Raw genomic sequence first — 21,293 nt, 5'->3', positions numbered from 1 at the left:
TGCGCGTGGCTCCGCCGACGAACCAGGATGCTCTTTTCCATGCGCTTTTGCCGATGATTTCCCCGCTCGAAATGACGCTGTTCCTGCTGCTGGCTTCAGTGGTGGGCGTCGTCGTGTTCCGCTATCTGAACCTGCCGCCGATGCTCGGCTATCTGTCCGTCGGGATCGTGGTGGGGCCGCACGCGCTCGGCATCGTTCCGGATTCGGTCGGCGCGCAGAACCTCGCCGAATTCGGCGTCGTGTTCCTGATGTTCTCGATCGGGCTGGAGTTCTCGCTGGCGAAATTGCGCTCGATGCGCCGGCTCGTTTTCGGGCTCGGCTTGTTGCAGGTGCTCGGTACGATTGCCGTCGCGGTGTCGCTCGGCTTCGTGCTGGAGCGCTGGGTGCATATCTCGTGGCAGGCGAGCGTCGCGCTGGGCGGCGCGCTCGCGATGTCGTCGACGGCGATTGTCAGCAAGATGCTCGCGGAGCGGCTCGAAATCGAAACCGAGCATGGCCGCAACATCTTCGGCGTGCTGCTGTTCCAGGATCTGGCCGTGGTGCCGCTATTGATCATCATCGCGGCGCTCGGCGGCAAGTCGGAAGACTTGATGGCGGCACTCGGCATCGCGTCGATCAAGATCGTGATCGCACTGGCGCTGCTGTTAATCGTCGGTCAGAAGTTCATGACGCGCTGGTTCAACGTGGTCGCACGGCGGCGCTCGCAGGAACTGTTCATTCTGAACCTGCTGCTGGTGACGCTCGGCGCCGCGTTCATCACCGATAAATTCGGCCTGTCGCTCGCGCTCGGCGCGTTCATCGCGGGCATGCTGATCGCCGAGACGCCTTACCGGCATCAGGTGGAAGAGGACATCAAGCCGTTTCGCGACGTGCTGCTCGGTCTCTTCTTCGTGACGACGGGCATGCTGCTGAATCCGATGGTGATCTGGCAGCATCCGTTGATCGTGCTCGCGTTCCTGATCGGCCCGGTGCTGCTGAAAGCGGTGATGATCACGGGCCTCGCGCGCCTCTTCGGCGCGACGCCGGGCGTGGCGATGCGCACGGGCATCGGGCTCGCGCAGGCGGGCGAATTCGGTTTCGTGCTGCTCAATCTGATTCTCGATAAACATCTGGTCGACGCGACGCTGTTGCAGGCGATTCTCGCTGCGATGCTGCTGTCGATGCTTGCCGCGCCGTTCATGATCCAGAACGCGGATCGTCTCGTGCTGCGCGTGTCATCGACGGAATGGATGATGCAATCGTTGCAGATGACGCGTATCGCGACGCAGAGCCTGAAGCAGAGCGGCCACGTGATCATTTGCGGCTACGGCCGCGCCGGGCAGAACCTCGCGCGCATGCTGGAGCACGAAGGGCTCTCGTATGTCGCACTGGACCTCGATCCAGACCGCGTCGCCGCTGCAGCAGCGGCTGGGGAATCAGTCGTGTTCGGCGACGCCGGGCGGCGCGAGTCGTTGCTCGCGGCGGGTATCCATCGCGCGGCGACTGTTGCGATCACCTATGCGAACACGCCGTCCGCGCTGCGCGTGCTGCACAACATCCATGAACTGGAACCGACGCTGCCCGTGATCGTGCGCACCGTCGATGACTCCGACCTCGAAAAACTGCTCGCCGCGGGCGCGACGGAAGTGATTCCGGAGATCGTCGAAGGCAGCCTGATGCTTGCGTCGCACACGCTAGTCGTGATGGGTGTTCCGATGCGGCGCGTCGTGCGGCGTGTCGAGGAGCTTCGCGACGAGCGCTATAGTCTGTTGCGCGGCTACTTCCACGGCGCTGACGACGTCGAGGACGACGACGGTCACGAGCAGGTGCGGCTACAATCGGTGCCCGTCGACGAAAAGGCGGATGCCGTCGGGCGCACGCTCGAAGAGCTCGGGCTGTTCGATCTCGGCGTCGAAGTCACGGCGATTCGCCGGCACGGCATTCGCGGCGTCGAGCCCGATCCGTCGACCAAGCTGCGCGCCAGCGACATCGTCGTGCTGCGCGGCCTGCCCGAAGCGCTGTCCGAAGCGGAAGAACGTCTGTCGAAGCATCGGCGCGCGGGCGCGGCGGCGGCCTGACGCTTGCTGTCATTCATCACCGTAGATCACGCAGCGCCGTTCCCCACGTTTGACGAACGCGCGCTGCATTCACGCAATTCACTGGAAATATCTGGGTCTTCACGGACCCGTCTGGAGTCATCATGTCCAACGCGCCTGCGAATCAGCCTTTCGATCCGGCCGATTACATCAACAGCCAGATCCGCACGGTGTCCGACTGGCCGCAGCCCGGCGTGCAGTTCCGCGACATCACGCCGCTTCTGCAAAAGCCGAAGACGCTGCGCGTGCTGATCGATCTGTTCGTGCAGCGCTATATCGACCAGAAGCTCGACTATGTCGCGGGGCTCGATGCGCGCGGCTTCATCATCGGGCCGATTCTCGCGTACGAGCTGAACCTCGGTTTCATCCCGATCCGCAAGATCGGCAAGCTGCCGTACAAGACGGTGTCGGAATCGTACGAACTCGAATACGGCACGGCGACTGTCGAGATTCACGAGGACGCCTGCAAGCCCGGCGACCGCGTCGTGATCGTCGACGATCTGATCGCGACGGGAGGCACGATGATGGCGGGCAAGAAGCTGCTCGAGCGTCTCGGGGCGACGGTGATCGAAGGCGCGGCAATCGTCGATCTGCCCGATCTCGGCGGCTCGAAGCTGCTGCGCGAAGCGGGCCTGCCGCTTTTCACCGTCACGACGTTCGGCGGCCATTGATTGCTTTGAACATTCTTTGAACGGAGCGTAAGCGCGATGCCCAACTTCCTGCTGTTCCTCGCGACGTCGATAGCGATCACGTTCGCGCCCGGTCCCGACAATCTGCAGGTTCTCGCGCGCGGCATTTCGCAGGGACGCGCGGCGGGCTTCGTCGCGGCGCTCGGTTTCGCGGCCGGCATTTCGTTTCACACGACGCTTGCCGCGCTCGGCATCGCGGCCGTGCTGCGTTCGTCGCCCGTTGCGTTCGAGGTCCTCAAGCTCGCGGGCGCGGCGTATCTGATCTGGATCGGCATCAAGGCCCTGCGCAGCAAGGGTCTCGCGACGGCGCACGAGCGTCCGCCGCAACCGCTCGCGTCGATCTTCCGTCAGAGCGTGATCGGCAACATGCTCAATCCGAAGGTGACGTTGTTCTTCGTCGTGTTCCTGCCGCAATTCGTCGATCCGCATGGCGCGCAGAGCGTCACGTTGCAGATGCTCGAACTGGGCGTGCTGTTCATGTTGCAAACGGTCGTTGTGTTCTCGCTGTTCGGCGTGTGCGCGGGCATGATCGGCGGATGGCTCAAGCGCCGGCCGCGCGCGGGCGTGTGGCTCGACCGGCTCGCGGGCGCGACGTTTATCGCAATCGGCATTCGCGTCGCGTTGCGCGACTGATTTATCGCGCTTCATCCATCACGCTGTCTGGAGTTTTCATGTCTTTGCCTTGCATCGTCGCCGCACGCCGTTTCGATCCCGCCTTGCATGTTCCGTTTGTGATCGACGGCGAGCGCGTCGGTTGGGTTCGTGCAAGCGATGTGCCGTTGCTCCAGCGTTGGCCCGACGTGTTCGATATCGACGCGCAGCAGGTCACGCTTTCGCCGCGGTTCAGCACCGTCGATCTGCGCAGCGCGGCGCTTGGTTCCGTGATCGGCGCGCTTGCCGCCGAGGGCTGCATTCCCGGTTGGCGGGACGAAACCTATGCGATCCGCAATGCATTCGATGCGCCGCCGCTCGCTTATATCGAGCGTGCGGCATCGCGCTTTTTCGGCACGATGACGTACGCGGTGCATCTGAACGGCGTCGTAGAATATGCGGATCGCGCGCCGCAGCTGTGGATCGCGCGCCGCAGCGACACCAAGGCAACCGATCCCGGCATGCTCGACAATGTCGTCGCCGGCGGGATCGGCTGGGGCTTCAGTCTTGCAGAGACGATCGTCAAGGAGTGCTGGGAGGAAGCGGGCATTCCGGAAGAGATCGCCGCGCGCGCTGTCGCCGGACGCACCGCGCATGTGCTGCAGTCGTTGCCCGAAGGCACGCAGGCCGAGCAGATTTTCATCTACGACCTCGCGTTGCCTGAAGACTTTGCGCCGCGCAATCAGGACGGCGAAGTCGGCGAGCATCGGCTGGCGCGCATCGAAGATGTTGCGCAGGCGATCGAAGAAGGCGCGATGACAGTCGACGCAAGCCTCGCGACGCTCGATTGCCTGTTGCGCCGCCGCTGGATCGACGAAGATGCATGCGAAGGCATCGAAGCGCTATTCGCACCGCCTGTTCTCGGCTGACGACGAGACGCGGCAAGACACACCACGAAACACGCACTGAAGAAGGGAGTCACCGAGGTCATGTCGACCGAACACAGCTTTATTCTCAAACTGTCGTGCGCCGATCGGCCCGGCATCGTTCACGCCGTGTCGGGTTTTCTGTTCGAGCGCGGCAGCAACATCCTCGACTCCGCGCAATTCGGCGACAGCCACACGGGTGAATTTTTCATGCGCGTCCACTTCCAGCAGGTGGGCGGCGATCCGGGTCTCGACGCGCTACGCACTGCGTTCACGACGCTCGCCGAGCAGTTCGGCATGCGTTGGGAGCTGCATGATGCGAACGAAAAGCCGCGCGTCGTGCTCATGGTGTCGAAGATCGGCCACTGTCTGAACGATCTGCTGTTCCGCTATCGCACGGGGCAACTGAACATCGAGATTCCGGCGATCATTTCGAATCACAAGGAGTTCTATCAGCTCGCCGCAAGCTACGACATTCCGTTCCATCACTTCCCGCTGACGTCGAAGGACGCGAAGGCGCAGCAGGAAGCACGTGTGCTCGAAGTGATCGACGAGTGCAAGGCGGACCTCGTGGTGCTCGCGCGTTATATGCAGATTCTGTCGCCGGAACTGTGCGAGCGGCTGGCCGGGCGCGCGATCAACATCCATCACTCGTTCTTGCCGAGCTTCAAGGGCGCGAAGCCGTATTACCAGGCGTTCGATCGCGGCGTGAAGCTGATCGGCGCGACCGCGCACTACGTGACGACGGATCTCGACGAAGGCCCGATCATCGAACAGGAAGTGGAGCGCGTCGATCACAGCATGACGCCGGATCAATTGACGGCGATTGGCCGCGACGTCGAATGCGTGACGCTGGCGCGCGCGGTGAAGTGGCACGTCGAGCACCGTATCGTGCTGAACGGCAGCAAGACGGTCGTGTTCCGCTGATTCGTTTTGTTTTGTTTGAAACCGGCGCGTGTCGTGATCGGCAGCGCCGGTTTTTTATTTGACGAAACGGGTGATGCGTTAGCGCGAAGCCGCGCTTTCCGTCTGCGTCTGAACGACGCGCGTCTTTGTCTTGCGTGCGGTCGATGCCTGGCGGCGCGCGTTCAGCTTCTTCAGCCAGATCAAGAGACCGGTTGCGCTCAGCACGGCGACCATCACGCCGACACAGCTGATCAGGATTCGCCCGCCGACGCCGAGAATGCGCCCCGAATGCAGCGGGAATTGCGCCTGCATGAAGAGGTCGCCTGCTGTTCCCTTGCCGGGAATCTGCGCGCCTAGCGGCTGGCCATTCTGCGCGTTCCAGTACGTCCACGCGTTGCCGAGACCGCCGTCGCCGTGATCGTCGCCGGCGCCGAAATAGCCGATGCCGTACACATGGAACATCGGCGCGTAGTAGATCGCGCCCGGCGGCGCTTCGATGTGCTTGTCCGCGCGCGCCTGGATCGCTTGCTTCAGGATCGCTTCGCGCGCGATCGGTGCTTCGTTCGGCTTCGCGTTGGGCAGCAACGACGCATCGGTGAACGGCGTCGGCGTGAGCGTCGAGAAGAACTTGACGACGGGCTGCACGACAGGCGTCGACAGGTTCATCGACACCGATGTTACCGCCATCATCAGCAGCAATCCCCAGATCCAGACACCGCCCGAGCGATGCAAGTCGAATGTGAGCGCGTAGCCGCCGCGCCGCACACGAAACGCGAACGACTTCTTCCACGCCTTCACGCTCGGGAACGACAGCACGAGCGCGATCACGCTATCGAAAATCCACACTATCCCGACGATACCCATCAGCCACGTACCGATGTCGATGCCCCCCGTGAACGGCAGGAACAGCGTGTAGTGCAGCTTGTAGATGAACGGCATCAGATTCAGCCGCGCGACAGACAGCGCGCCCCATTCACGGCGGCTCTGAATTGCGCCCGTCGCGGGATCGACGGCGATCTGGTTGAAGTCGAGCGAGTACGGCTGGTTCGTTTTCGGATCGACGCGCGGCAGCACCATCATCTGCAACGCGTGCCCCGGTTCGACGGATAGCGGCAGATAGGTCACCTGAAGGCGCGGATCGCCTGCTTCGACACGGCGCGCGAGTTCCAGCGACGGCAGCGGCTGCGCGTCGCTGCGCGCATAGAAGAAGGTGGGATTGAGCATCGCGTCGAGTTCGTGATCCCACGCGATCAGCGCACCCGTCAGTCCCGCGACGAACAGAAACAGCGCGATGCCGATGCCGAACCAGCGATGCAAACGCACGAGCACGGGTCTCATGCGCAGATCCCGTCAAAGGCGACGGCCGTGGGCGGTGGAAAAATGGCGGACATGACGGCGTGATGCCTTGCGAATAAGAACGATTCGCATCTTATGGGGCGAATGAGGATGCCGCAAGAGTTTCGTAAGAACGGAAGACGTCTATTTCTGTGCGAAGCGGCATTCGGCGCGGTGCCGCAATCTAAATCATTCGGGGTGCGGCAAAATGTCGCGGTTACGTTTTCAAGGCGCTATCGTCGCGTCGCGGATATGAAAAAGGCGACCTCAGGTCGCCTTTTGTGTTCGCGTACACGCCGTTCGTCGCGTTAAACGAGCCGTAAATAGATCAGTTCGCGCTTGATGTACGCATAGAAGATTGGCGCGGCAATCACGCCCGGAATGCCGAACGCGGCTTCCATCACGAGCATCGCGATCAGCAGTTCCCACGCGCGCGCCTCGATCTGCCCGCCGATGATGCGCGCGTTCAGGAAATACTCGAGCTTGTGGATCAGGATCAGGAAGATCAGCGCCGTCACGGCAGCCGGAAAGCTCACCGAGAGCGCCACAGCCACGATCAGCGTATTCGAGATCAGATTGCCGATCACGGGCAGCAGGCCAACGATGAACGTGATCATGACAAGCGTCTTCGCCATCGGCAGCGGCGCGTGAAAGAGCGGCAACAGCAGCAACAGGAAAATGCCCGTAAACACCGTGTTGATCGCCGAGATCTTCACCTGCGCGAACACGATGCGGCGGAACGCATCGGCGAAACGGCTGACGCGCGTGATGAACGCTGTGGACAGAGGCAGCCGCTGTATATGCCGGGTCGCGCCGACCGCGATAATCGCACCGATGATCATGCCGATCAGCACATGCGTGAAGATGCGGGCTGCGTTCTTGCCACCTTGCGACAGCGTGCTCGCATGCGTCTGCATCAGCACGGTGGCTTTTTCCTTCATCTGCTCGGTGGAAACGGGCAGGTTCTGCGCGACGAATTGCGGCAGACGGCCGCGCGCCTGATCGATCAGCGACATTGCCTGATCGAGCAGCTTCTGCACGCTGGGCACGTCCTTCTCGAAGTGGTCGATGACGGCGACAGTGAAGCCCGTCAGCGCGCCGACTATCACTGCGGAGAGAATCACCACCGAGAGCCAGCGCGCGCGCCCGCTCGACATGTGTTTTTCGATGCGCGGCGCTAGCGTATGGACGAGCTGGAACACGAGCATGCCGGCGAGCAGCGCGCCCAGCAGCTTGAGTTCGAGCACCGCCCACATCGCGAGGAGCGCGACGATGTAGCTGCCGACTTCGACCGCAGACAGTTTCGGCAGGCTCATGTCGCTGGTCAGCCTGACCGGGCGAGGGCGCAGATCCTGCACCTGCCCGTCATCACGGGCCGGATTACGCTTGGCCATGGCTTTGTATAGTCTCCAACCTCAGGTTTTGACGCTCGGCTTGCCGGCCTTCGCCGGTGCCTTGCCCGTTGCTCTTGCTGTTCCTGCCGCTGGTTTCGCTGTCGATTTCGATGCCGGTTTCGGCGCATCTGCGGCAACGGCCTTTTTCGACCTTGCCGGTTTTACGGCCGGTTTCGCCGATTCTGCAGCGCCTTCGATGACAGTTGCCTCCGCTTCCTCGTCAGATTCTTCGCTGTCCACCTGCTTCGCATAGTCCGCGCCTGCTGCCGCTTCGTCTGCCGCCTTGTCGCGCTGTAACAGCGGCGCGAGATACCGCCCGGTAAAACTTGCCTTCGACTTCGCAATCTGCTCCGGCGTGCCTTGCGCGATGATCTGACCGCCGCCGGCACCGCCTTCGGGGCCGAGATCGATGACCCAGTCGGCAGTTTTTATCACATCGAGATTATGCTCGATGATGACCACGGTATTTCCTTGATCGCGCAACCGATGGATCACTTCGAGCAACAGCGCGATATCGTGGAAGTGCAAACCCGTGGTCGGCTCGTCGAGGATATACAGTGTGCGACCCGTATCGCGCTTGCTCAGTTCCAGCGAAAGCTTCACGCGCTGCGCCTCGCCACCCGACAACGTGGTTGCCGACTGGCCAAGACGGATATAGCCGAGACCCACGTCCAGCAACGTTTTCAGCTTGCGCGCGACGACGGGCACCGCCTTGAAAAAGTCGTATGCGTGCTCGACCGTCATCTCCAGCACTTCGCTGATGTTCTTGCTCTTGTACTGGATATCGAGCGTTTCGCGGTTGTAGCGCTTGCCGTGACACACGTCGCACGGCACGTACACGTCCGGCAGGAAGTGCATTTCGACCTTCAGCACGCCGTCGCCCTGGCACGATTCGCAGCGCCCGCCCTTCACGTTGAACGAGAAGCGGCCCGGATCGTAGCCGCGTTCCTTCGCGGCGGGCACACCCGCGAACAGCTCGCGGATCGGCGTGAAGAGGCCCGTGTACGTGGCGGGATTCGAGCGCGGCGTGCGGCCGATCGGCGACTGGTCGACGTTGATGACCTTGTCGAAATGCTCGAGCCCTTCGATCGCCTCGAACGGCGACGGCTCGGCCGATGACCCATACAGGTGCTGCGCGACCGCGTGATACAGCGTGTCGTTGATCAGCGTCGACTTGCCCGAACCCGACACGCCCGTTACGCAGGTCAGAAGACCGACGGGCAGATCGAGCGTCACGTGTCGCAGGTTGTTGCCGTATGCCTCGATGATGCGCAGATGGCGCTCGTCGGGCGCCTTGCGGTCATCGGGGAATTCGATGCGGCGCGCGCCCGCGAGATACTGGCCCGTCATCGACGCCGGGTCCGCCTGAACTTCGTCAGGCGTGCCTTCGGCGATCACCATGCCGCCATGCTCGCCCGCGCCCGGCCCCATATCGACGACGTAGTCGGCCATACGGATCATGTCTTCGTCGTGCTCGACGACGATCACCGAGTTGCCGAGATCGCGCAGATGCTTGAGCGTCGAAATGAGGCGGTCGTTGTCGCGCTGATGCAGGCCGATCGACGGCTCATCGAGCACGTACATCACGCCCGTCAACCCCGAGCCGATCTGCGACGCGAGACGGATGCGCTGCGCCTCGCCGCCCGACAGCGTTTCGGCGCTGCGTTCCAGCGACAGGTAATCGAGCCCGACGTTATTCAGGAACATCAGACGCGCAACGATTTCCTTGACGACCTTGTCGGCGATTTCGCGCTTCGAGCCTTCGAGCCGCAGCGTCTGGAAATAGCCGAGCGTGTCGCGCAGCGGCCAGCCGCTCACTTCGAAGATGCCGCGCGCGTCGCCGTCCGTGCCGATGCGCACGAAGCGGGCTTCGCGGCGCAAACGCGTGCCTTCGCACGACGGACACGCCTGGTTGTTCTGATACTTCGCCAGTTCCTCGCGCACCGCGACCGAGTCGGTCTCGCGATAACGCCGTTCCAGATTCGGAATGATCCCTTCGAACACATGCTCGCGCACAGACGTGCGGCCGCGCTCGTTGATGTACGAGAACGGCACTGTCTGCTTGCCCGAGCCGTACAGCAGGATTTGGCGCACCTTTTCCGGCAGATCTTCGAACGCGGTGTCGATGTCGAATTCGAAGAACGCCGCAAGGCTTTGCAGCATCTGGAAGTAAAACTGGTTGCGCCGGTCCCAGCCCTTCACCGCGCCCGCCGCAAGCGACAGCGACGGATGCGCGACCACGCGCTTCGGATCGAAGAACGTGATCTGGCCGAGGCCGTCACACTCCGGGCACGCGCCCATCGGATTGTTGAACGAAAAGAGGCGCGGCTCCAGTTCCTGCAGCGAATACGAGCAGATCGGACACGCGAACTTCGAGCTGAACAGATGCTCTTTGTCAGTGTCCATTTCGAGCGCAATCGCGCGGCCGTCAGCGAGACGCAGCGCGGTTTCGAACGATTCGGCCAGACGCTGCTTCGCGTCGGCGCGCACCTTCAGACGGTCGACGACGACGTCGATCGTGTGCTTGTCGTTCTTTTTCAGCTGCGGCAGCGACTCCACTTCGTAGATCTTCGCGACGCCTTCGTTCGCCGTACCGCCGCCCGAGCGCACGCGAAAACGGATGAAGCCTTGCGCCTGCATGTCTTCGAACAGCTCGGTGTGCTCGCCCTTGCGGTTCGCGACGACGGGCGCGAGGATCATCAGCCTCGTGTCTTCGGGCAGCGCGAGCGCGGCATCCACCATCTGCGAGACGCTTTGCGCCTCCAGCGGAATTTCGTGGTCCGGGCAATACGGCGTGCCGACACGTGCGTAAAGAAGTCGCAGGTAGTCGTGGATTTCGGTGACGGTGCCGACTGTCGAGCGCGGGTTGTGCGAGGTCGCTTTCTGCTCGATCGAAATGGCGGGCGACAGACCCTCGATCAGATCGACGTCCGGCTTTTCCATCAATTGCAGGAATTGCCGGGCGTACGCGGACAGGCTCTCCACATAGCGGCGCTGGCCTTCGGCATAGAGCGTGTCGAAGGCGAGCGACGATTTGCCCGAGCCGGACAAGCCGGTAATCACGACCAGCTTGTGACGCGGCAAGTCGAGATTGACGTTCTTCAGGTTGTGGGTCCGAGCCCCACGGATACGGATTTGTTCCATGAACCGGCGGGAAGAGGAGAAGGCTAAACCTGCTACTATAACGACTTTTCCAGACCGCCGTTACGGCTTCCTGACAGTGCGCAAACGGCGTGCTGACAAAGACGAAAGCGTCGTTTTTTCGCGGTTCAGCGTTGCGGGGAATGGCTCGTAGGTAAGGGCGATTTCTGCCTTCTGCAAGGCACCAGGCACCCGTTGTAAGCTCGGTCAGCGTCGGAGGCTGCGCGTGCGTCGTGCATGCGGGCTACCGCGCGTTCGCTGTCCGTTCATTCAATAATCGTTCCCGATGTCCAATCCGTCCGCCACCTCCACACGCATGAGCGCGCCCGAGTTGCGCGCGACCGTGTCGCTTGCCGCGATCTTCGCGCTGCGCATGCTGGGTCTCTTCATGATCATGCCCGTCTTCTCGATCTACGCGAAGACGATTCCGGGCGGCGACAACGTGTTGCTGGTCGGCATTGCGCTTGGCGCGTATGGCGTGACGCAATCGCTGCTGTACATCTTCTACGGCTGGGTTTCCGACATGATCGGCCGCAAGCCGGTCATCGCGATGGGTCTGCTGATCTTCGCGCTCGGCAGCTTCGTTGCCGCGTTCGCGCACGATATGACATGGATCATCGTCGGCCGCGTGATTCAGGGGATGGGCGCGGTGTCGTCGGCGGTGATCGCGTTCATCGCGGATCTGACGGCGGAAGAGCATCGCACCAAGGCGATGGCGATGGTGGGCGGCTCGATCGGCGTGTCGTTTGCGGTGGCGATCGTCGGCGCGCCGATCGTGTTCCACTACCTCGGCATGAGCGGCCTGTTCACGCTGGTCGGCATTTTCTCGATTCTCGCGATCGGCGTCGTGCTGTGGATCGTGCCCGATGCGCCGAAGCCCGTGCATGTGCCCGCGCCGTTCCACGAAGTCCTGCACAACAAGGAACTGCTGCGTCTGAACTTCGGCGTGCTGGTGCTGCACGCGACGCAGACGGCGCTGTTTCTCGTGGTGCCGCGCATTCTGGAAGCGGGCGGCCTGCCCGTTTCGTCGCACTGGAAGATTTACCTGCCCGTGATGGGCCTCGCGTTCGTGATGATGGTCCCGGCGATCATCGCCGCCGAAAAGCGCGGCAAGATGAAGCCGGTGCTACTGGGTGCGATTGGTCTTATCCTGATCGGACAGTTACTTCTCGGCATCGCACCGCATACCATTCTGACTGTGGCAGCGATTCTGTTCGTCTACTTTCTCGGCTTCAATATTCTCGAGGCTTCGCAGCCTTCGCTGGTGTCGAAGCTGGCGCCGGGCACCCGCAAGGGCGCGGCCGCCGGCGTCTACAACACCACGCAGTCGATCGGCCTTGCAATGGGCGGCGTGATCGGCGGCTGGCTCTTGAAAGTTGATGGACAGAGCGCCGTGTTTTTTGCATGCTCAGGGCTTGTCGCTTGCTGGCTTATAATCGCGGCCAGCATGAAACAGCCGCCACGCAAGGCATAAAGCTTTTTTACGGCACGAATTTACAAGGCGGCGGTCAATCGGGGCGCAGCGGCGCGCTTTCCGTTCACTGACACAGGCGGCTGGGGCGCGAAGCGCCATCGGCGCCGCGTCGCCTGCAACGGAATCAACAGGAGAAACTCATGGCATCCGTGAACAAGGTCATTCTCGTCGGCAATCTGGGTGCCGATCCGGAAGTCCGTTATCTGCCGAGCGGCGACGCAGTGGCGAACATTCGCCTTGCCACGACCGATCGCTACAAGGACAAGCAGTCGGGCGAATTCAAGGAAATGACGGAATGGCACCGCATTTCGTTTTTCGGACGTCTTGCTGAAATTGTGTCGGAATACCTGAAGAAGGGCTCCGCGGTGTATATCGAAGGCCGCATCCGCACGCGCAAGTATCAGGCGCAGGACGGCACTGACCGCTACTCGACAGAAATCGTCGCTGAACAGATGCAGATGCTCGGTGGCCGTGGTGGCGCGGGCGGCGCCGGTGGTGGCGATGACGGCGGCTATAGCCGCGGCGAATCGATGGAGCGCGGCGGTGGCGGTGGTGGCCGCATGTCGGGCGGTGGCGGCGGTGGTGGTGGCCGTGCGTCGGGCGGCGGTGGCGGCGGTCAGAGCCGTCCGAGCGCGCCGGCCGGCGGCGGGTTCGATGAGATGGATGACGATATTCCGTTCTAAGCCGTCCCAGACCGCAAGCGTCGACGAACGAACACAAAAACACCCCGCCATCGAGCGGGGTGTTTTTTTACATGCTGACGTTTCGGCCGAATCGCAAACGCAAATCAGGTGTAAAGCGCCAGGCGCCGGGCCTCAAGCCACCCCGCCATTCGCCCGCAAAATCTGCCCATTCACCCACGCGCCATCCGCCCCTGCGAGAAACGCGACCACGGAAGCAATATCCTCAGGCTGTCCCAGACGTTGCAGCGGCGGCATCTTCGCGAACGTCTGAATCTGCTCTTCCGTCTTGCCGTCGAGGAACAGCGAAGTCGCTACCGGCCCTGGCGCCACGGCATTGACCGTGATATTCCGCCCACGCAGCTCCTTCGCGAACACATGCGTGAACGATTCGACGGCCGCTTTGGTGGCGTTGTAGATCGCGTATCCCGGCATGTTCAGCGCGAGTGTCGTGCTCGAAAAGTTGACGATGCGTCCGCCGTTGTTCATCCGCGTCGCTGCTTCGCGCAGCGTGTTGAAGGTGCCGCGGACGTTGATATCGAAGGTTTGCGCGAACAGCGCGTCGCTGGTTTCGGCGAGCGGCACCGTCTTCAGGATGCCCGCGTTGTTGACGAGCACATCGACCTTGCCGAGCTGCTGTTCCGTCGCTTCGAACATGCGACGCACGTCGTCGGCGTTGGAGACGTCTGCCTTCACCGCAATGGCCGCAGCGCCGTCTGCCTTCAGTTCAGCGACGAGCGCATCCGCTTCCTTCGAGCTTGCCGCGTAGTTCACGACGACCGCGAACCCGTCGCTGGCGAGCCGCCGCGCGATTGCCGCGCCGATACCCCGCGACGCGCCCGTGACGATCGCAACCTGTGCATTCTTGACGTTGTTCATGATCCGATTCCTTGAAGTGGTGAGTGGATGAGAAGGATGATCGGATATCTCGGCGAAGAGATAATCAGCCGAAAGTTGTTATCATCATTCCATTCACTTCAACAATGGCGCGGAAGCCAGCCGCCGTGTACAGCCATGGACCGTTTTCAGGAAATGCAGGTGTTCGTCCGCATCGCCGAGCGGCAGAGCTTCACGCGTGCCGCCGACGATCTACAGATTCCGCGCGCCACCGTCACGAATCTGATGAAGCGGATGGAGCAACGGCTCGGCGCGCGGCTGCTCGAACGCACGACACGCACCGTGCGTCTCACGCACGACGGCGAAGCGTACTACCGCCGCTGCGTACGTCTGCTCGCGGACATGGAAGAAGCGGAAGGTTCGTTTCGCGACGCCGCGCCGAAAGGTCTGCTGCGCGTGAATCTGCAAGGCACGCTCGCGCGGCATTTCATCGTGCCCGCGCTGCCAGATTTTCTGGCGCGCTATCCGGGCATCGAGTTGCATATCGGCGAAGACGACCGTCTGGTCGATCTGGTGCGCGAGGGTGTCGATTGCGTGCTGCGCGCAGGGAATTTGCAGGATTCGTCGATGGTCGGGCGGCGCGTTGCGCGACTCGAACAGGTGACGGTCGCAAGCCCCGCGTATCTGGAACGGCACGGCGTGCCCGACGATCTCGCCGCGCTCACTACGCATCGCGCGGTCAATTACATGTCGAGCGCGACGGGCAACGCGCTGCCGCTCGAATTCACCGTCGATGATCGCATCGTCGAGGTGAATCTGGAGGCGGTCGTTTCCGTGACGGGCACCGATCTGTACACGGGTGCGTCCGTCGCTGGGCTCGGTCTTGTGCAGGTGCCGCGCTATCGCGTGGAGAGCGAACTCGCTGCGGGCCGCCTCGTCGTCGTACTGCCGCAGTTTCCGCCGCCGCCGATGCCCGTCACCGTGCTCTATCCGCAAAGCCGTCAGTTGTCGTCACGCGTGCGGGTGTTCGCACAATGGCTGCGCGAGATCTTCGACGCGGCGGGCGGGCTGAACGTCGGCTAATGGTCGCCTGAGGGTTGCGCTAAAGCGCGGTCGAGATGCGCGAGCGCATCGCGCATCGGCAGGCTGGAGGAAACGATCGGTCCCGTCAGCGGCGTGTCGAGATCGACGATCACATACACGGCCGATGCAATCGACACCGCGCCCAGCATGACCATCACGAGCGCCAGCGCGTTGCGAGGCGCGACGATGCCGAAGCATAGAAAGATGATCATCAGCCAGAAGGTGAGCGTGGTGAGAAAGGGCTTCGAAATCGAGCTATGCGCTTCTTCGATCAACGTCCAGCGCGCCTGGATGACGCGCTCGAAACGCGCGATGCATTCGGCCTGCGTGTGCTGCTGGTAGCTGTCGACGGGCTGCAGCTTGCGCACGGCGACGAACGCGTCATTCAGCATTTGGCCGAGCCCGATGCCTTCGAGCTTCTCGTGGCTCAGATCGCTCTTGAACCTTGGATAGTCGCCCGACGGCGGGCTCTCCCCGGGCCACGTCGCGGCGATCGCCGCCGCCGTGTACGCGCGCAGCAGCGTGCGCGGGTATTGCGCCTCGGGACCGTACTGGCGCAGCGCCATGTCCAGCTGGATCAGTTCGGCGGCATAAGAGCGGAAGTCGTTACCGACGGTATCGAAGCTGCTTTTCGCGGATGCCGTGAGCAAGCCCAGCACCAGCGCCGCGAACGTCACGAGCATCGTCATCACGAGCTGGATTAGCTGAAGCGTCTCGTGCCTGCGATGCTCTTCAGGCAGATAAGCCTTGCCGAAAAAGCCGACGCCTGTTCCCGCCAGAAGCAGGGCGAACACCACGAGCGCTGACAAGGTCTCTTGCATGAGCATGGTCCGCGTAGCCGTCGCTTCGCTACTGTCCAACAACTTCGAAGCGCGGGCAAGTGTCGATCGGAATTGTTAAATCACGTACGCCAAACCCAAATAGCGAGAAGAAATATTTAGCAAGACGACGCATGTCTATGCGCCAGATCAATTAGCGAGCGTTTCGGCCGAAAGCGACCTGACAGGCCATAAAGTTTTCCTCGAATCAGCCGTAACTGAAAATGTGGTGCGTTTGCTTAATTTTTAATCGGGTTGCGGACCTTGCCTATCGGCCTGGGCGCAGCAAGCCTGCTGTGGAACCGGAAGATTCCCGTCAGGCGGCCATAGGAGACATGCTTCATGTTGAAAGGTCTTTCGATTCGCGCATACCTCACGTTGATGGTCGTGCTGTTCGGCGTGGTATTGCTGATCGGCGCGGCGGCGGGCCTGTTATCGCTGCGTGAAAGCAATGCGTCGTTGCAACAGATGTACACCGTCGACACGCCCGCGGTGGCGGATCTCGAAGGCAGCGCTGGCCAACTGCTGCGCCTGCGTCTGGCGCTGGCAACCTACTCGTCGCTGATCGAGCTGAACGATCAGGAAGGCGCCGATGCGGTGCTGAAGCGTTTCGATACGTATCAGAAGGTGTCGAACGAACGTCTTGCGCACTACATCAGCAAGGCCAGCAACGACGCCGACGAACAGCGTCTCATCAAGGACATGCAGGACAAGCGCGATGCGTTCCTGCACGATGGCGCCGAGCCTGCGCTCGCCGCGCTCAAGTCCGGCGACAAGGCGGCCTTCCAGCAACTTCAGGCGCACAAGCTGTCGCCGCTCTACAGCGCTTATGAAAAGGCGATGCTGACGCTCGAAAAGCTGCAGCTCGATCACGCCGAGCAACGTTACCAGGAAGCACAGCAACTCTTCTACACGATCAGTGTCGCGGTCGCGATCGGCATGGCGGCGACGCTGATCTTCGCGTGGCTTGGACGCATGATGATGGTTCGCGCAATCGTGCATCCCGTCGATGCCACCATCGAGCAATTCCAGCGCATCGCAAACGGTGATCTGACGGGCCGTATCGACAACGTTAGCGACAACGAAATGGGACGTCTCGCGGCGGCGCTGCGCAAGATGCAGGAGTCGCTGATCGCGACGGTGAACACCGTGCGTCACGGCACCGATTCGATCGATACGGGCGTGAGCGAAATCGCCGCGGGCAATACGAACCTGTCGCAGCGCACGGAAGAGCAGGCCGCATCGCTCGAAGAAACGGCGGCGAGCATCGAGGAACTGACGTCGACCGTCAAGCAGACGGCCGATAACGCCAAGCAGGCGAGTTCGCTCGCGCAGGGCGCATCGACACTCGCAGCGCAGGGCGGCGATCTCACGCAGCAGGTGGTCGGCACGATGCAGAAGATCGTCGACGACTCGCGGCGTATCGCGGATATCGTCGGCGTGATCGAAGGTATCGCGTTCCAGACCAACATTCTCGCGTTGAACGCGGCTGTCGAGGCGGCGCGCGCAGGCGAGCAGGGCCGCGGCTTTGCGGTGGTGGCGAGTGAGGTGCGCTCGCTTGCGCAGCGCAGCGCGGCAGCGGCGAAGGAGATCAAAGGTCTGATCGGTGAATCGAACGAACGCGTGACGGCGGGCGCAGACCTTGTGCAGCGCTCAGGTTCGACGATGACGGACATCGTCGATGCAATCGCGCGTGTCAGCGCGATCATGAGCGAGATCGCCGAGGCCGCGACCGAGCAGAGCACGGGCATCGATCAGGTGAATCTCGCCGTCGCGCAGATGGACGAAGTGACGCAGCAGAACGCGGCGCTCGTCGAGCAGGCGGCGGCAGCGGCGAGTTCGCTCGAAGAGCAGGCGCGCCGGCTGACGACAGCGGTGGCCGTGTTCAGGACGGATAGCGGGCAGGCTTCGACGTCGCGGGGTGCTGCGCGCCGGGTTGTGTCGCAGAAGCAGGGAGTGGCGATGCAGATGGAGGCGGTGGAAGCGGTTTGATCGCGTTGGGCAAGGCGTGAGTGAATCGCGAAGTGCGATTCACTTGCGGCACAGAACTACACGACCGCACAACAAAACGGCGGTGCAAGCATTCACGCTTGCACCGCCGCTTTTCTTTCAGCGTATCGCCCTAAGGCTGCCTTTCAGCGTAATACTTCGCGACCCCGTCGATCTCCTCCGGCGTCATATTCCGCGCGACGTTGCGCATCTGTTCGTTGATGTCGTTATGCCGGTTGCCGTCCGCGAACGCGCGCAGTTGCGCCGCCATATACACCGACGACTGCCCGCCCAACCACGGCGCGGCGCCCTTGCGGTCACGATCGCCGTGACAGGCCGCGCATGGGGCGATGTTGCGCATCGGTGAGCCTTCGTTGACGAACTTGCGGATGGTCGCGTCTTCGGTCGTCGCCTGTTCGACGGCGGCGGGGCGCGGCAGCGTCGAATAGTAATTCGCGAGATCGTGCAGATCGCGATCATTCAGACGAGCGATGATGGGCGGCATGATCGCGTTTGCGCGCTGGCCGCTCTGGTAGTCGCGCAACTGCTTGTAGACCACGTCCGCATATTGTCCCGCGAGCACGGGCGCCGTGACCTGGATCAGGCTTTCGACGCCATGACACATCGAGCAGTTCTGCGCGAGCGTAGCGCCACGACCAATCGACTCAGCGCTGGGACGCGTGCGGCCCCACGGCGGCAGAGGCGGCAGCACGAGCACGTTGCTCGGCGCGGGGCCGGCTACGTTGTCGGCTTGCGTGAACCAACTTGACGGTGCGCCCGCTGCGCTGCAGATCGTCGCCCACAACCCGCGCTGCGTGAAGTCGGGATGCTTCGACGGCAGCCAGATAAAGCCGATCAGAATCGCCACGATGGCGATCACGATCACGCCGCCGACGCTCGACGTGAACCATCGGTTGCTGAGGCTGAAGACGCGTTCTTCGTTCATGACCGCGCTCCCACCGATACGGCCGGCACCGAAGTCTGCTGCAAGCCGAGCAGTTGCGCGATGGGCACGCTGTAGTTGACGATCGTCAGTCCGATCATCAGCGCGACCCACAGGCCGAAGCTGTTCAACGCAGCGGGCACGCGCTCGACGGGATGCACGGGCGCGCTGAAGCGGAACTGCTTCGGCTGCTCGATTGCGCCGAACTGCGCCTTCGCGAGAATGTAGAGAAACAGGAACCCCGAGATCACCAGAATCAATCCGCCGAATGCCGACACGGCAACCCAGACCGCTTGCGGCGCAATCGCGGGATTGCTGTAGTCGTAGTACGCCATGCGGCGCGGCGCGCCCAGCAAACCGACGTAATGCCACGGCAGGGTAACCACCATCATGCCGATGAACCACAGCCACAGCTGCCAGCGGATCAGGCGCAGCGAGCCGATCGCGCGGCCCGTCAGTTGCGGCCACAACTCATACGCAATCGCGAAGTACATGATGACGATCGCGCCGCCGAAGATCAGATGGAAGTGCCCCGTGACCCACTGCGTGTTGTGGATGGTTTCGTTCAGCTGATAGCTCATGTTGATGAGCCCGCCCGCGCCGCCGAAGCCGAGCATGATGAACGAGAACGCGATGACGAGCATCATCGGGTTGTCCCATGGCAGCGCTTTCAGCCAGCCGAATGCGCCCTTGCCGCCGCGCAGTCGCCCGGCGATTTCCACCGATGCGCAGATCGTGAACACCGTGAGCAGCGTCGGCACCGACACCATGCCCGTGAACACCGCGTGAACGAACTTGAAGCCCGCACCGACCTGTGGATCGGCGAACAGATGGTGAATGCCGATCGGCATCGCGAACACGAGGAACAGGATGAACGACACGCGCGCCATCGAATCGCTGTAGAGCCTGCCGCCAATCGCGCGCGGCACCAGCGTGTAGTACGCGATATACGACGGCACCAGCCAGAAATAGACGATCGCGTGCAGCGTCCACGAGAACAGCACGCGCGCGAGGCCCGCGTCGATGGTCGACTTCAGGCCGAGCGCGACGGGCAGAATCTGGAACAGGATTTCGAGCGCCGCGCCCACGGCCGTCCACGCCCACAGATACGCGCCCGCCACGTTCGCGTACATCGCGAGCGGCACCGGTTTGCCGGGATTCGCGCGTTTCCAGACGTGCAGGTTGACGCCCATCAGCGCGACCCAGATCCACGAGCCGACCACCACCAGCACGACGCCGAGGTAATAGAACGGGCTGCCGATCATCGGCGGATAGAACGTGAAGAGCACCGACGCCTGGCCAGCCGCAACGGGCACCATTGCCATCACCGCGCCGACCACGAGCAGGATGAAGGCGGCCCACGCCCACTTCAGGCCGACGAGCACCTGTTGTAGCGCCAGCTCGACGATCGCGTAGCCGAAGCCCATTGCGACGAGCGTCGGCAGCACGTAGGCCATCACCGTGCCATGCGCCGTCACCGAGCGGTAGTACAGCTCCGGGTCACCGATCCACGGATGCAGCGGACTGCGCACGAGCATCTGCCATGCGCCCAGCAGCAGCGCGATTCCGAACGCGATGAACGCGAGCCAGAAGTGCGCGAGAACGAGTCGCTTAGCGTGAAACACAGCTGAGCCTCCGATGTTGTTTTGCCTGTTCGAAGAAGGCAGCCTTGTCGATCACCTTCACATGCGCCCACATCGTCTGATGGCCGAAGCCGCAGAACTCGTGGCAGGGCATCAGGTGATCGGCGGGTTTGTCGAAGGAGGAGGAAAACGTCGCGACGTAGCCCGGCACGACCATCGTGTTGATGTTCGTATCCGTGACGAGCAGGCCATGCACGACGTCGGCGCTCGTCGTGCGGAAGGTGATGTCGGTGCCGGCGGGGACGACGAGGCATTGCGGCGTGAACGAGTATTGCTGCGCGATGAAGCGCACGACGACCGTACCGTCGGGATCGACGCCTGTACCCAGATTGCTTTCGACGAATTCACCCGACATCTGCAGCCGCGACGGGTCGATGGTTTCGACGCGCGACGGCGGCATCATCGCGTAGTGCAGCCCTGAGTACACGACGACCACGAGCATGAACAGGACGATCGCGATGACGAAGTACGCCCAGCGCTTTTCGGAGCGCTCGGCGATGCCATGGCCGTTATCGGGGGAATGGGAAGGTTGGGTCGACATGATCAGTGAATGACGCCGCGCGGCACGAATACGAGAAAGTAGAAGCCGATCCAGATCGCCAGCACCACCACGGTCGCGACGCCCGCGACCGCGATCGCGCCATGCGGTCCTTGCGCGACGATGCGTTCGACTTCGTCGTCCGAAGCGTTGCCGGAATGGTCGCCGGAGTGAACGTTAGGGTCCATCTGCCATATCTCCGAGGACAAGGTTTATGCGAAATGATGTGGG

At 62.4% G+C, this 21,293-nt stretch carries 18 protein-coding genes; 9 read left to right on the top strand and 9 right to left on the bottom strand.

Features of this window, described 5'->3' with window-relative positions:
* The first annotated feature begins 53 nt into the window (after window positions 1–53).
* The 5 genes from BLT65_RS11280 (at window position 54) to purU (ending at window position 5,208) form a co-directional block, all read left to right on the top strand.
* Window positions 54–2,057 carry a monovalent cation:proton antiporter family protein gene (locus tag BLT65_RS11280; RefSeq protein ID WP_042306362.1) on the top strand — a complete coding sequence of 668 codons (2,004 nt, stop codon included), beginning with the start codon at window positions 54–56 and terminating at the stop codon, window positions 2,055–2,057.
* Between the two features lie 122 nt (window positions 2,058–2,179).
* Window positions 2,180–2,746 carry an adenine phosphoribosyltransferase gene (locus BLT65_RS11275; RefSeq protein ID WP_007579709.1) on the top strand — a complete coding sequence of 189 codons (567 nt, stop codon included), beginning with the start codon at window positions 2,180–2,182 and terminating at the stop codon, window positions 2,744–2,746.
* Window positions 2,747–2,782: 36 nt separating this feature from the next.
* On the top strand, window positions 2,783–3,397 hold the full coding sequence (locus BLT65_RS11270; RefSeq protein ID WP_007579710.1) for a LysE family translocator: 615 nt from the start codon (window positions 2,783–2,785) through the stop codon (window positions 3,395–3,397).
* Between the two features lie 38 nt (window positions 3,398–3,435).
* Entirely contained in the window at window positions 3,436–4,284 is an 849-nt protein-coding gene (locus BLT65_RS11265; protein ID WP_091777775.1) for an NUDIX hydrolase, read from the top strand.
* A gap of 60 nt (window positions 4,285–4,344) precedes the next feature.
* Window positions 4,345–5,208, top strand: a complete 864-nt coding sequence (gene purU, locus BLT65_RS11260; RefSeq protein WP_007743389.1) for a formyltetrahydrofolate deformylase — start codon at window positions 4,345–4,347, stop codon at window positions 5,206–5,208.
* A 78-nt stretch (window positions 5,209–5,286) separates the two neighbouring features.
* Here purU and BLT65_RS11255 read toward each other — a convergent pair whose 3' ends face one another.
* The 3 genes from BLT65_RS11255 to uvrA form a co-directional block, all read right to left on the bottom strand.
* Window positions 5,287–6,525, bottom strand: coding sequence for a PepSY-associated TM helix domain-containing protein (locus BLT65_RS11255; RefSeq protein ID WP_091777773.1), 1,239 nt, complete (start codon window positions 6,523–6,525; stop codon window positions 5,287–5,289).
* A gap of 305 nt (window positions 6,526–6,830) precedes the next feature.
* Window positions 6,831–7,916 carry an AI-2E family transporter gene (locus BLT65_RS11250; protein ID WP_042306301.1) on the bottom strand — a complete coding sequence of 362 codons (1,086 nt, stop codon included), beginning with the start codon at window positions 7,914–7,916 and terminating at the stop codon, window positions 6,831–6,833.
* A gap of 21 nt (window positions 7,917–7,937) precedes the next feature.
* On the bottom strand, window positions 7,938–11,060 hold the full coding sequence (uvrA, locus tag BLT65_RS11245) for an excinuclease ABC subunit UvrA (RefSeq protein WP_091777771.1): 3,123 nt from the start codon (window positions 11,058–11,060) through the stop codon (window positions 7,938–7,940).
* 283 nt (window positions 11,061–11,343) lie between these two features.
* Between uvrA and BLT65_RS11240 the strand changes: the two genes are divergently transcribed.
* On the top strand, window positions 11,344–12,531 hold the full coding sequence (locus tag BLT65_RS11240) for an MFS transporter (RefSeq protein ID WP_042306299.1): 1,188 nt from the start codon (window positions 11,344–11,346) through the stop codon (window positions 12,529–12,531).
* A 140-nt stretch (window positions 12,532–12,671) separates the two neighbouring features.
* Complete coding sequence (locus BLT65_RS11235) at window positions 12,672–13,214, top strand: single-stranded DNA-binding protein (RefSeq protein WP_091777769.1); 543 nt, start codon at window positions 12,672–12,674, stop codon at window positions 13,212–13,214.
* Between the two features lie 132 nt (window positions 13,215–13,346).
* Here the strand turns inward: BLT65_RS11235 and BLT65_RS11230 are convergent, their stop codons facing one another.
* Window positions 13,347–14,090 (bottom strand): SDR family oxidoreductase, encoded by a 744-nt coding sequence (locus tag BLT65_RS11230; RefSeq protein ID WP_091777767.1) that lies wholly within the window; start codon window positions 14,088–14,090, stop codon window positions 13,347–13,349.
* Window positions 14,091–14,225: 135 nt separating this feature from the next.
* On the opposite strand from BLT65_RS11230, the gene BLT65_RS11225 reads away from it, so the two are divergent.
* Window positions 14,226–15,131, top strand: a complete 906-nt coding sequence (locus BLT65_RS11225) for a LysR family transcriptional regulator (protein WP_091777765.1) — start codon at window positions 14,226–14,228, stop codon at window positions 15,129–15,131.
* Here BLT65_RS11225 and BLT65_RS11220 read toward each other — a convergent pair.
* Window positions 15,128–15,952, bottom strand: a complete 825-nt coding sequence (locus BLT65_RS11220) for a bestrophin-like domain (protein ID WP_091778140.1) — start codon at window positions 15,950–15,952, stop codon at window positions 15,128–15,130. The two genes, BLT65_RS11225 and BLT65_RS11220, sit on opposite strands and share 4 nt — an antisense overlap.
* Window positions 15,953–16,291: 339 nt before the next feature.
* Between BLT65_RS11220 and BLT65_RS11215 the strand changes: the two genes are divergently transcribed.
* Window positions 16,292–17,941 carry a methyl-accepting chemotaxis protein gene (locus tag BLT65_RS11215; RefSeq protein ID WP_091777763.1) on the top strand — a complete coding sequence of 550 codons (1,650 nt, stop codon included), beginning with the start codon at window positions 16,292–16,294 and terminating at the stop codon, window positions 17,939–17,941.
* 130 nt (window positions 17,942–18,071) lie between these two features.
* Here BLT65_RS11215 and BLT65_RS11210 read toward each other — a convergent pair whose 3' ends face one another.
* The 4 genes from BLT65_RS11210 to BLT65_RS11195 are packed head-to-tail and all read right to left on the bottom strand — an operon-like array spanning window position 18,072 to window position 21,250.
* Window positions 18,072–18,884 (bottom strand): c-type cytochrome, encoded by an 813-nt coding sequence (locus BLT65_RS11210; RefSeq protein ID WP_091777760.1) that lies wholly within the window; start codon window positions 18,882–18,884, stop codon window positions 18,072–18,074.
* A complete protein-coding gene (locus tag BLT65_RS11205; RefSeq protein WP_091777758.1) occupies window positions 18,881–20,506 on the bottom strand; it encodes a b(o/a)3-type cytochrome-c oxidase subunit 1 in 1,626 nt (541 codons plus the stop codon). The genes BLT65_RS11210 and BLT65_RS11205 overlap by 4 nt, the downstream gene beginning before the upstream one ends.
* On the bottom strand, window positions 20,493–21,065 hold the full coding sequence (locus BLT65_RS11200) for a cupredoxin domain-containing protein (RefSeq protein WP_042306290.1): 573 nt from the start codon (window positions 21,063–21,065) through the stop codon (window positions 20,493–20,495). Before BLT65_RS11200 ends, BLT65_RS11205 begins: the two co-directional genes overlap by 14 nt.
* 2 nt (window positions 21,066–21,067) lie before the next feature.
* Window positions 21,068–21,250, bottom strand: coding sequence for a hypothetical protein (locus BLT65_RS11195; protein WP_042306289.1), 183 nt, complete (start codon window positions 21,248–21,250; stop codon window positions 21,068–21,070).
* Window positions 21,251–21,293 lie beyond the last annotated feature (43 nt).

The sequence above is a fragment of the Paraburkholderia steynii genome (genome assembly GCF_900100565.1).
In the GTDB taxonomy this organism is placed as follows: domain Bacteria; phylum Pseudomonadota; class Gammaproteobacteria; order Burkholderiales; family Burkholderiaceae; genus Paraburkholderia; species Paraburkholderia terrae.
Note: the sequence above shows the minus strand (reverse complement) of the source record. Positions and strands in the feature narration are given on the sequence as shown.

Coding starts and splice junctions, on each gene's coding strand:
- BLT65_RS11270 (WP_007579710.1), top strand. CDS start 2,783: ATGCCCAACTTCCTGCTGTTCCTCGCGACGTCGATAGCGATCACGTTC.
- BLT65_RS11220 (WP_091778140.1), bottom strand. CDS start 15,952: ATGCAAGAGACCTTGTCAGCGCTCGTGGTGTTCGCCCTGCTTCTGGCG.
- BLT65_RS11225 (WP_091777765.1), top strand. CDS start 14,226: ATGGACCGTTTTCAGGAAATGCAGGTGTTCGTCCGCATCGCCGAGCGG.
- purU (WP_007743389.1), top strand. CDS start 4,345: ATGTCGACCGAACACAGCTTTATTCTCAAACTGTCGTGCGCCGATCGG.
- BLT65_RS11215 (WP_091777763.1), top strand. CDS start 16,292: ATGTTGAAAGGTCTTTCGATTCGCGCATACCTCACGTTGATGGTCGTG.
- BLT65_RS11235 (WP_091777769.1), top strand. CDS start 12,672: ATGGCATCCGTGAACAAGGTCATTCTCGTCGGCAATCTGGGTGCCGAT.
- BLT65_RS11240 (WP_042306299.1), top strand. CDS start 11,344: ATGTCCAATCCGTCCGCCACCTCCACACGCATGAGCGCGCCCGAGTTG.
- BLT65_RS11275 (WP_007579709.1), top strand. CDS start 2,180: ATGTCCAACGCGCCTGCGAATCAGCCTTTCGATCCGGCCGATTACATC.
- BLT65_RS11280 (WP_042306362.1), top strand. CDS start 54: ATGATTTCCCCGCTCGAAATGACGCTGTTCCTGCTGCTGGCTTCAGTG.
- BLT65_RS11265 (WP_091777775.1), top strand. CDS start 3,436: ATGTCTTTGCCTTGCATCGTCGCCGCACGCCGTTTCGATCCCGCCTTG.
- BLT65_RS11200 (WP_042306290.1), bottom strand. CDS start 21,065: ATGTCGACCCAACCTTCCCATTCCCCCGATAACGGCCATGGCATCGCC.
- BLT65_RS11250 (WP_042306301.1), bottom strand. CDS start 7,916: ATGGCCAAGCGTAATCCGGCCCGTGATGACGGGCAGGTGCAGGATCTG.
- BLT65_RS11255 (WP_091777773.1), bottom strand. CDS start 6,525: ATGAGACCCGTGCTCGTGCGTTTGCATCGCTGGTTCGGCATCGGCATC.
- BLT65_RS11210 (WP_091777760.1), bottom strand. CDS start 18,884: ATGAACGAAGAACGCGTCTTCAGCCTCAGCAACCGATGGTTCACGTCG.
- BLT65_RS11230 (WP_091777767.1), bottom strand. CDS start 14,090: ATGAACAACGTCAAGAATGCACAGGTTGCGATCGTCACGGGCGCGTCG.
- BLT65_RS11195 (WP_042306289.1), bottom strand. CDS start 21,250: ATGGACCCTAACGTTCACTCCGGCGACCATTCCGGCAACGCTTCGGAC.
- uvrA (WP_091777771.1), bottom strand. CDS start 11,060: ATGGAACAAATCCGTATCCGTGGGGCTCGGACCCACAACCTGAAGAAC.